Here is an 8,213-nt window from a genome sequence, read left to right as displayed (position 1 = left end):
TATCAGTCACCAGATGTATCAACTGACAGACTGCTATCGGGGGCAAGCCCCCTCCTACATAAAAGGAGTGGCTACTTCAAGCTGCCGGAGAGGAACTGCTGAAGCCGCTCGGACTGGGGATTGACCAGCACTTCGCGCGGGTTGCCGCGTTCTTCGACGATGCCTTTGTGCAGGAATACCAACTGGTTGGACACTTCACGGGCAAAGCCCATTTCGTGGGTCACCACCACCATGGTGCGGCCTTCCTGGGCCAGGTCCTGCATGACTTTCAACACTTCGCCGACCAACTCCGGGTCCAGCGCCGAGGTGGGTTCGTCGAACAGCATCACCTCCGGCTCCATCGCCAGCGCACGGGCAATCGCCACGCGCTGTTGCTCGCCACCGGACATATGGCCGGGGAACGCATCCTTACGATGGCCCACGCCGACTTTGGCCAGGTAGTGCTCGGCCTTTTCCCGCGCGTCCTTTTTCGACATGCCCAGCACATGCACCGGGGCTTCCATCACGTTTTCCAGCGCGGTCATGTGCGACCACAGGTTGAAATGCTGGAACACCATGGACAGCCGCGAACGCATGCGTTGCAGCTGTTTCGGGTCGGCGGCCCGCAGGGCGCCGTCTTTGCCGGCCACCAGTTTCAGCTCTTCGTTATTGAGCAGGATCTTGCCGGCGTGGGGCTGCTCCAGCAGGTTGACGCAGCGCAAAAAGGTACTTTTGCCCGAACCGCTGGAACCGATGATGCTGATCACATCACCGGCCGCGGCGGCCAGGGACACGCCTTTGAGCACTTCATGACTGCCATAGCGTTTATGCAGGTCTTGGACTTCAAGCTTGTACATGCGGTCGGTTCTCACAAAAACAGGTGGTCAGTCGTTGAGCAAGCGCCCGTGACGCAGCGCTTCGCGCCCCGCCACCTTGGCCAGCCAGAAACCCGCTTGGGCATAACGTAGCCGTTCAACGGCAAACAGCACCCCCGAAGTGCCGGCGCAGATGATGCTCACGCGGTCTTCCAGAGGGTCGATCACTTCAAAAACCGGCTCGCCGGCGTCCACCCAGTCACCGGCTTTACGCAGGTAACTGATCACGCCGGCGTGGGGTGCAAACAGCAATTCGGTGCCTTCGAAGGGCACGCCTTCGCAGGGTTCGTGACGTGGCGCCGGCCACTCACCTTTAATCAGGCCCTGCTCGGCGAGGAACGCGAGGATGCCTTCGGCGTGGAAGATCGCTTCATCGCGGCCGGTATCGGCCTGGCCGCCCAGTTCCAGGGTGGTCGCCAGGCACGCCAGCGGAATCTGCGCCTCGGGGAACGCCCGCGACACACGCAGCCAGGGCAGCGAGCAGGCTTCATCGAACGAGCTGCCGCCGGAGTCTTCCGCCAGCAGCCCGACTTTCACGTTCAAATGCGCCGACAGCGACCGCCACTGCGGCCAATGCTGGGGCAGCGCGTACATGTGCAGCGCGGCTTCGGCGTCGCAATGCAGGTCGAGGACGATGTCCGCGGTGCAGGCGTGGCTCAGCAGCACCCGCTGCATGCCTTGCAACTGGCTGGCCGGCGCGGGCAGCGCGTCGAGCGTATCGTGCATCGCCTGGCGGATCACGCGCACGTTGGCATGGGGATCATCGCCGAGCTTGCCGTGCAGTTGTGCGATCAGCGGCTCGCTCAACTCGACGAAATCGCGGTTGAAATTCTTGCCGCTGCCAATCTCGAAACGCCCTTGATGGCTGCCTTGCAACAGCTGGCCCAGGCCCATCGGGTTGGCCACCGGCACCAGCTCGATCGCGCCGTTGAGCGCGCCTTGCTGTTCCAGTTCGGTCAGGCGCTTTTTCAGCTCCCACGCGGCACGCATCCCCGGCAGTTCATCGGCGTGCAGGCTGGCCTGGATGTAGGCCTTGCGCTCGCCGCTGCCGAAACGGAACACGCTCAGTTGGCGCTCGCAACCCAGGTGGCCCCAGGGCAACAGGTGATCGATACGTTCCATATCAGTGCTTCCGTGGAGCCAGGTAGCTCAGCCAGCGGCGCTCGGCCAACTTGAACAGGCGCACCAGGATGAAGGTCAGGCACAGGTAGAACGCGCCGGCGGTGATATACGCTTCGAACGGCAGGTAGAACTGTGCGTTCACCGTGCGCGCGGCACCGGTGATGTCGATCAGGGTGACGATGGATGCCAGGCTGGTGGTCTGCAGCATCATGATCACTTCGTTGCTGTACTGCGGCAGCGCCCGGCGCAGGGCCGATGGCAGCAGGATGCGGCGGTACAGCTTGTAGCGCGACATGCCCATGGCCTTGGCCGCTTCGATCTCGCCGTTGGGGGTGGCCTTGAGGCTCCCGGCGATGATTTCGGCGGTGTAGGCGCTTGTGTTGATCGCAAAGGCCAGGCACGCGCAGAACGTGGCGCTGGACAACAGCGGCCACAGGAAGCTCTCGCGCACCGCCTGGAACTGGGCCAGGCCGTAGTAGATCAAGAACAGCTGCACCAGCATCGGTGTGCCGCGGATCACATAGGTGTAGAGCCAGGCCGCGCCGTTGACGATCGGCTGCTTGGACACCCGCATCAAGCCCAGGGGCAAGGCGGCGAGCAGGCCGAAGAACAGCGAAATGGCGAGCAGTTTCAGGGTGGTCAGCAAGCCGCCGAGGTACAGCGGCATGGCGTCCCAGATGACGTTGTAGTCGAAGATCATAGATCAGCCGCCCTTACGCCTACCGAGTAGCGCTTCTCAAGATGACGCAACGCCAGCAACGATACGCTGGTGATCACCAGGTACATCGCCGCCACTGCGAGGAAGAAGGTAAAAGGCTCGCGGGTGGCATCCGCCGCCTGCTTGGCCTTGAACATCATGTCTTGCAGGCCCACCACCGAAATCAGCGCGGTGGCCTTGGTCAGGACCAGCCAGTTGTTGGTAAACCCGGGGATCGCCAGCCGGATCATCTGCGGCACCATCACCCGGAAAAACACCTGGAAAGGGCTCATGCCATACGCCAGGCCGGCTTCGGCCTGGCCCTTGGGGATGGCCATGAAGGCGCCGCGGAAGGTTTCCGACAGGTAGGCGCCAAAGATGAAACCCAGGGTGCCGATACCGGCGGCCAAGGGGTTCAAGTCGATATAGTCGTCATAGCCAAGCATCGGCGCGACGCGGTTGAGCAGGTCCTGACCGCCGTAGAAAATCAGCAGGATCAGCACCAGGTCGGGAATCCCACGGATCACCGTGGAGTACAAGTCACCCAGCCAGGCCAACCAGCGCACCGGCGACAGGCGTAACGCGACCCCGATCAGACCCAGAACGATGGCCAAGGCCATGGACGACAAGGCGAGCTGAAGCGTCAACCATGCGCCATCGAGGATGACGGCCCCGTAGCCTTTCAACATGATTCAGGTCCTCGAAAAGGGGGATGAAAAAATGGCGCAAACCTCAGGAATTCTGTTGCTTGCGCCATTCTGGACAGACCGCTGCGACGATTTACTTGGCGTCTGGGCCGTAAATATCGAAGTTGAAGTACTTGTCCTGGATAGCCTTGTACTTGCCGTTGGCACGAATCGCAGCGATCGCAGCGTTGATGCGGTCCAGGTTTTCCTTGTCGCCTTTACGTACCGCGATACCGATGCCATCGCCGAAGTATTTGCTATCGGTAAAGGCTGGGCCGGTGAACGCGTAGCCTTTACCCGCAGCCGTATCGAGGAAACCTTCCTGCAACAGGGTGGCGTCAGCCACGGTGCCGTCGAGGCGACCGGCTTCCACGTCCAGGTAGATTTCGTTCTGCGAGCTGTAAGGAACAACCGTGGCACCTTTAGGCGCCAGTACTTCCTTGGCGAAACGGTCGTGGATCGAACCGCGCTGCACGCCGATCTTCTTGCCTTTCAACTCATCCAGGCTGTCGCTGACGGCCGTGCCTTCCTTCAACACCAGGCGCGCCGGGGTCAGGTAGTAGCGGTTGGTGAAGTCCACGGACTTCTTGCGGTCGTCGGTGATGGACATGGACGACAGGATCGCGTCGATCTTGCGCACTTTCAGCGCGGGGATCAGGCCGTCGAACTCTTGCTCGACCCAAGTACACTTGACCTTCATCTCTTCGCACAGAGCGTTGCCGATGTCGTAGTCAAAACCGACGATGTTGCCATCCGGCGCCTTCGAGGCAAACGGAGGGTATGCCGCTTCGATACCAATTTTCAGAGGCTTGCCTTCAGCGAAAGCCTGCATGGACAGCACGGACAGCGCCAGGGCGCCCAACAGCACGAGTTTCTTCATCTTGGGACTCCATCGGTATAGGGCAAAACAGCAGTATGAGCCATGGCCCACGATGCGACTGAGTGAAACCGAATAGCGGTGCTGCGTCCTACGCCGATTCAACAGCGGCGACGACGAGCGAGTGATCGGCATTCTAACGACAGGCCGGAAGCCGATATTTCCTCAATGCGACAACAATTTACAGAAGCACCGAGAAAGCGGTTCCAGCACATTGACAGTCCCTGTTTTTTATGCAGAGACAAAAGATATTAAACCTGTTGATACTGCAAATAGCGGGCCTATTATTCGCAAACCCTTCTAGCACGGCAAGTCTGGCGTTTAATCTAATACTGGGAGCTGTCTAAAACGCGGCTTTTCGGTGCAAACCCGTAGCACTTTGCCTCATGTTCGGGCGAAGGGTTACACATTTGCGCCGCTCGGTAACATTCAGAAACGTCCTGACGAAGAAGTCGATATTTATTGGTCTGGGGTTATGCAGGTCCATGTGGGAGGGGCGGTGCGACGATTCGACTTGCCCCCGATGGCGGTCTTCAGCCAACTGATCAGTGACTGATCCACCGCCATCGGGGGCAAGCCCCCTCCCACATGGGATCTTCAGTGGCTTTGAGAGACCACAAACATGGGATCTTCAGTGGCTTCGAGAGACCACAAACATGGGATCTTCAGTGGTTTTGAGAGACCACAAAAAAGCCCCACCCGGCTCACGCCGAATGGGGCTCTGTCCCACCTACCCGTCTTACGCGACGTTCATGGTCTTGTGGGTCTCAATCAAATGCGCCACCACACTTGGGTCGGCCAGGGTGGAGATATCGCCCAAGCCATCGTACTCAGCCGTGGCAATCTTGCGCAGGATACGTCGCATGATTTTGCCCGACCGCGTCTTCGGCAAGCCCGGTGCCCACTGGATCACGTCCGGCGAAGCGATCGGCCCGATTTCCTTGCGCACCCAGTTCTTCAGTTCCAGGCGCAGCGCTTCGGTCGGCTCTTCACCATTTTTCAGGGTGACATACACATAGATGCCCTGGCCCTTGATGTCGTGCGGCACACCCACCACCGCCGCTTCGGCGACTTTCGGGTGGGCGACCATGGCGCTTTCGATCTCGGCGGTCCCCATACGGTGGCCGGACACGTTCAACACGTCATCCACACGGCCGGTGATCCACCAGTAGCCATCTTCATCGCGACGGGCGCCGTCACCGGTGAAGTACATGCCCCGGAAGGTCTTGAAGTAGGTATCGACGAAACGGTCATGGTCGCCGTACAGGGTACGGGCCTGGCCTGGCCACGAATCGAGGATCACCAGGTTGCCTTCGGCAGGGCCTTCGATGATGTTGCCCAGGTTATCCACCAAGGCCGGCACCACGCCGAAGAACGGCCGTGCCGCCGAACCTGGCTTGAGCGCATGGGCGCCCGGCAGCGGGCTCATCAGGGTGGCGCCGGTCTCGGTCTGCCACCAGGTATCGACGATCGGGCAACGGGATTGGCCGACGTTCTTGTAGTACCAGTCCCACGCTTCCGGGTTGATCGGCTCACCCACCGAACCCAGTAGGCGCAAGCTGCTGCCATCAACGCCTTCGCAGGCGGCGGTGCCGGAAGCCATCATCGCGCGGATCGCCGTCGGCGCGGTGTAGAGAACATTGACCTTGTGCTTGTCGACGATCTTGCCCACCCGAGTGATGTCCGGGTAGTTAGGCACGCCTTCGAACATCAGCGTGGTCGCGCCATTGGCCAGTGGCCCGTAGACGATATAGGTGTGGCCGGTGATCCAGCCGACGTCAGCGGTACACCAGAAGATTTCGCCCGGACGGTAGTCGAATACGCGCTCATGGGTCAGGGCCGCATACAACAAGTAGCCGCCAGTGGTGTGCTGCACGCCTTTAGGCTTGCCGGTGGAGCCGGAGGTATAAAGGATGAACAGCGCTTCTTCGGCGCCCATCTCTTTCGGCGCGCACACGGTGCCCGCCACTTTCATCAGGTCTTCGTACCAGATGTCACGATGCTGGTTCCACTTGATGCTGCCACTGGTGCGCTTGCACACGATGACTTTCTGGACGCTGTTGGTTTCCGGGTTGGTCAGAGCGTCGTCGACGTTGGCCTTCAACGGAATCTTCTTACCGGCGCGCACACCTTCGTCGGCGGTGATCACCACTTTCGACTTACAGTCGATGATGCGACCGGCCAAGGCCTCCGGCGAGAAACCGCCAAACACCACCGAGTGGATCGCACCGATGCGGGCACAGGCCAGCATGGCGACCGCAGCTTCGGGGATCATCGGCATATAAATAGTCACCACGTCGCCGCGGTGTATGTCCTGGCCACGCAGGGCGTTGGCGAACTTGCAGACTTGTTCGTGCAACTCGCGGTAGGTGATGGTGCGGCTGTCGGCAGGGTCATCGCCCTCCCAGATGATCGCCGCCTGGTCGCCGCGCTCGGCGAGGTGACGGTCCAGGCAGTTGTAGGAAACGTTCAAGGTGCCATCGGCAAACCACTTGATGTCGACATGGTGATCGTCGAATGAGGTCTGCTTCACCGTGGTGAAAGGCTTGATCCAGTCAAGACGCTTGGCTTGCTCACGCCAGAAACCATCGGGGTTGACCACCGACTGCTGGTACATGGCCTTGTAGGTCGCCTCGTCAGTCAGCGTGTTGGCTACTGTTTCGGGGCGAACGGGGTACAGGGAAGCCGCACTCATCTTTCTTACCTCGGTGAAATAGTTGTTTTTGTATGACCCCAGTTGTAGCCGGGGTCAGCCTATAGAACCATTCGACGATGGTAGTAACAAGACCCTACAAATTGCCCTGTTATCTCCTTCCCCCCTCTGGCCCGTAGCCTGCGGCGCTTGGCGGACACGTAAAAAAACCTGCGACGGGGGATTATTACAAAAACCACCAATAGTGTTTATCAAAAGCACGGGTATATGAATATAACCCGCAGGCCTAAAATCGACTCCGCCAACAAGGCAACCAGATTAACAACGTAACAGCCCCCACGAAGGCACGTTAATCCGAAGTAAACACCCCTAAGTTACACACGAGGCCTCCAAAGGGCCCCGTGACCCCTTTCGCACTGAAGAAGGTAAAAAGAGAAATGAAAGCTTTATTAGTTATGGCCCTCAGCAGCTTGTGCGCCACCGCCGCCCTGGCCGAGGAAGCCCCGACTGACGTAGCCGGCCAGAACGCTCCGATTGTTGAAGACTACACCTACAGCACTCACCTGGACGTCGCCAAAGTAGTCTCCATGAGCACCATTCCAGATGTATGCGAAGTCGTACCGGTAAAAATGGAATATGAAGACTCCAAAGGTCAGCGCCACATTCTTAACTACCATGTGATGGGTAACGGTTGCTCTAACGGATAACAACTTCGTTAGTTCACATTGACCGTGATCTTATTCGCCGCAAGAAATTGTTCTTGCGGCCAAAAACCCGCCTCCCGCTCCCCCGCTCAAAAAACCTCGCCAGCCCCCGCAATAAATAGCCCACCGTCCGTCAAAAAAATCCTCCTGCACCAACCCCCTGTAAACCCTCGCTCTGGCTCGAATACCAGGCGTTTTGTCAGCAATCCGAGCGCATCTGCCACAACACAAAGCCGTTTTTTTCCCTATAATGCGCGGGTAAATCGGGCCTGCAATATCCCTTTACACTGGGATGAAGAGCCGACCTGAGGCCTCCGCAGGAGCATGCATCTATCGCTCCGCCCCTCAAGCCTCACGCAGAGCACCCGTTCACCCCATTGCGTTTAATGCCTGCGCTAGCTGTTGCAACAAACGATTCCTTAAGATCCACCGCGGCCCGAGGGCCGTGTGAACCCCCAACCATCCGGTTTCACACGGGCACCTTCGAGCCCTCACGCAGGAGACGACACGTCATGCTGAGCTGGGACGAATTCGACAAAGAAGAAGACGGCGAAGTCGCCGTCAAAGGCGCCAACGCCGGCCACGCCACCGAAGCCAACATGGACCGCCTCGACGGTGCC

At 59.4% G+C, this 8,213-nt stretch carries 7 protein-coding genes; 1 reads left to right on the top strand and 6 read right to left on the bottom strand.

Going from position 1 to position 8,213, the window contains the following annotated elements:
• Positions 1-71: 71 nt before the first annotated feature.
• The 6 genes from NR164_RS26580 to acs form a co-directional block, all read right to left on the bottom strand.
• On the bottom strand, positions 72-836 hold the full coding sequence (locus NR164_RS26580) for an ABC transporter ATP-binding protein (protein ID WP_046382323.1): 765 nt from the start codon (positions 834-836) through the stop codon (positions 72-74).
• A 27-nt stretch (positions 837-863) separates the two neighbouring features.
• Positions 864-1,976 carry a succinylglutamate desuccinylase/aspartoacylase family protein gene (locus NR164_RS26575; RefSeq protein WP_256823492.1) on the bottom strand — a complete coding sequence of 371 codons (1,113 nt, stop codon included), beginning with the start codon at positions 1,974-1,976 and terminating at the stop codon, positions 864-866.
• Between the two features lies 1 nt (position 1,977).
• A complete protein-coding gene (locus NR164_RS26570) occupies positions 1,978-2,676 on the bottom strand; it encodes an ABC transporter permease (RefSeq protein WP_017849216.1) in 699 nt (232 codons plus the stop codon).
• Positions 2,673-3,362 carry an ABC transporter permease gene (locus tag NR164_RS26565; RefSeq protein ID WP_010566615.1) on the bottom strand — a complete coding sequence of 230 codons (690 nt, stop codon included), beginning with the start codon at positions 3,360-3,362 and terminating at the stop codon, positions 2,673-2,675. Before NR164_RS26565 ends, NR164_RS26570 begins: the two co-directional genes overlap by 4 nt.
• A 91-nt stretch (positions 3,363-3,453) precedes the next feature.
• The gene (locus NR164_RS26560; protein WP_256823491.1) at positions 3,454-4,239 is read right to left on the bottom strand and encodes an ABC transporter substrate-binding protein; all 786 of its coding nucleotides are present in this window, start codon (positions 4,237-4,239) and stop codon (positions 3,454-3,456) included.
• 736 nt (positions 4,240-4,975) lie between these two features.
• Positions 4,976-6,931, bottom strand: a complete 1,956-nt coding sequence (acs, locus tag NR164_RS26555) for an acetate--CoA ligase (RefSeq protein WP_017849218.1) — start codon at positions 6,929-6,931, stop codon at positions 4,976-4,978.
• A 395-nt stretch (positions 6,932-7,326) separates the two neighbouring features.
• Here acs and NR164_RS26550 point away from each other — a divergent pair, with 395 nt between their 5' ends.
• Positions 7,327-7,596, top strand: coding sequence for a DUF2790 domain-containing protein (locus NR164_RS26550; protein ID WP_017849219.1), 270 nt, complete (start codon positions 7,327-7,329; stop codon positions 7,594-7,596).
• The last annotated feature ends 617 nt before the right edge of the window (positions 7,597-8,213 follow it).

Source organism: Pseudomonas sp. Pse79 (genome assembly GCF_024519615.1).
GTDB lineage: Bacteria > Pseudomonadota > Gammaproteobacteria > Pseudomonadales > Pseudomonadaceae > Aquipseudomonas > Aquipseudomonas veronii.
Note: the sequence above shows the minus strand (reverse complement) of the source record. Positions and strands in the feature narration are given on the sequence as shown.

Excerpts from the sequence above, each read along its gene's own strand:
- NR164_RS26565 (WP_010566615.1), bottom strand. The coding sequence starts at position 3,362 with ATGTTGAAAGGCTACGGGGCCGTCATCCTCGATGGCGCATGGTTGACG.
- NR164_RS26560 (WP_256823491.1), bottom strand. The coding sequence starts at position 4,239 with ATGAAGAAACTCGTGCTGTTGGGCGCCCTGGCGCTGTCCGTGCTGTCC.
- acs (WP_017849218.1), bottom strand. The coding sequence starts at position 6,931 with ATGAGTGCGGCTTCCCTGTACCCCGTTCGCCCCGAAACAGTAGCCAAC.
- NR164_RS26570 (WP_017849216.1), bottom strand. The coding sequence starts at position 2,676 with ATGATCTTCGACTACAACGTCATCTGGGACGCCATGCCGCTGTACCTC.
- NR164_RS26575 (WP_256823492.1), bottom strand. The coding sequence starts at position 1,976 with ATGGAACGTATCGATCACCTGTTGCCCTGGGGCCACCTGGGTTGCGAG.
- NR164_RS26550 (WP_017849219.1), top strand. The coding sequence starts at position 7,327 with ATGAAAGCTTTATTAGTTATGGCCCTCAGCAGCTTGTGCGCCACCGCC.
- NR164_RS26580 (WP_046382323.1), bottom strand. The coding sequence starts at position 836 with ATGTACAAGCTTGAAGTCCAAGACCTGCATAAACGCTATGGCAGTCAT.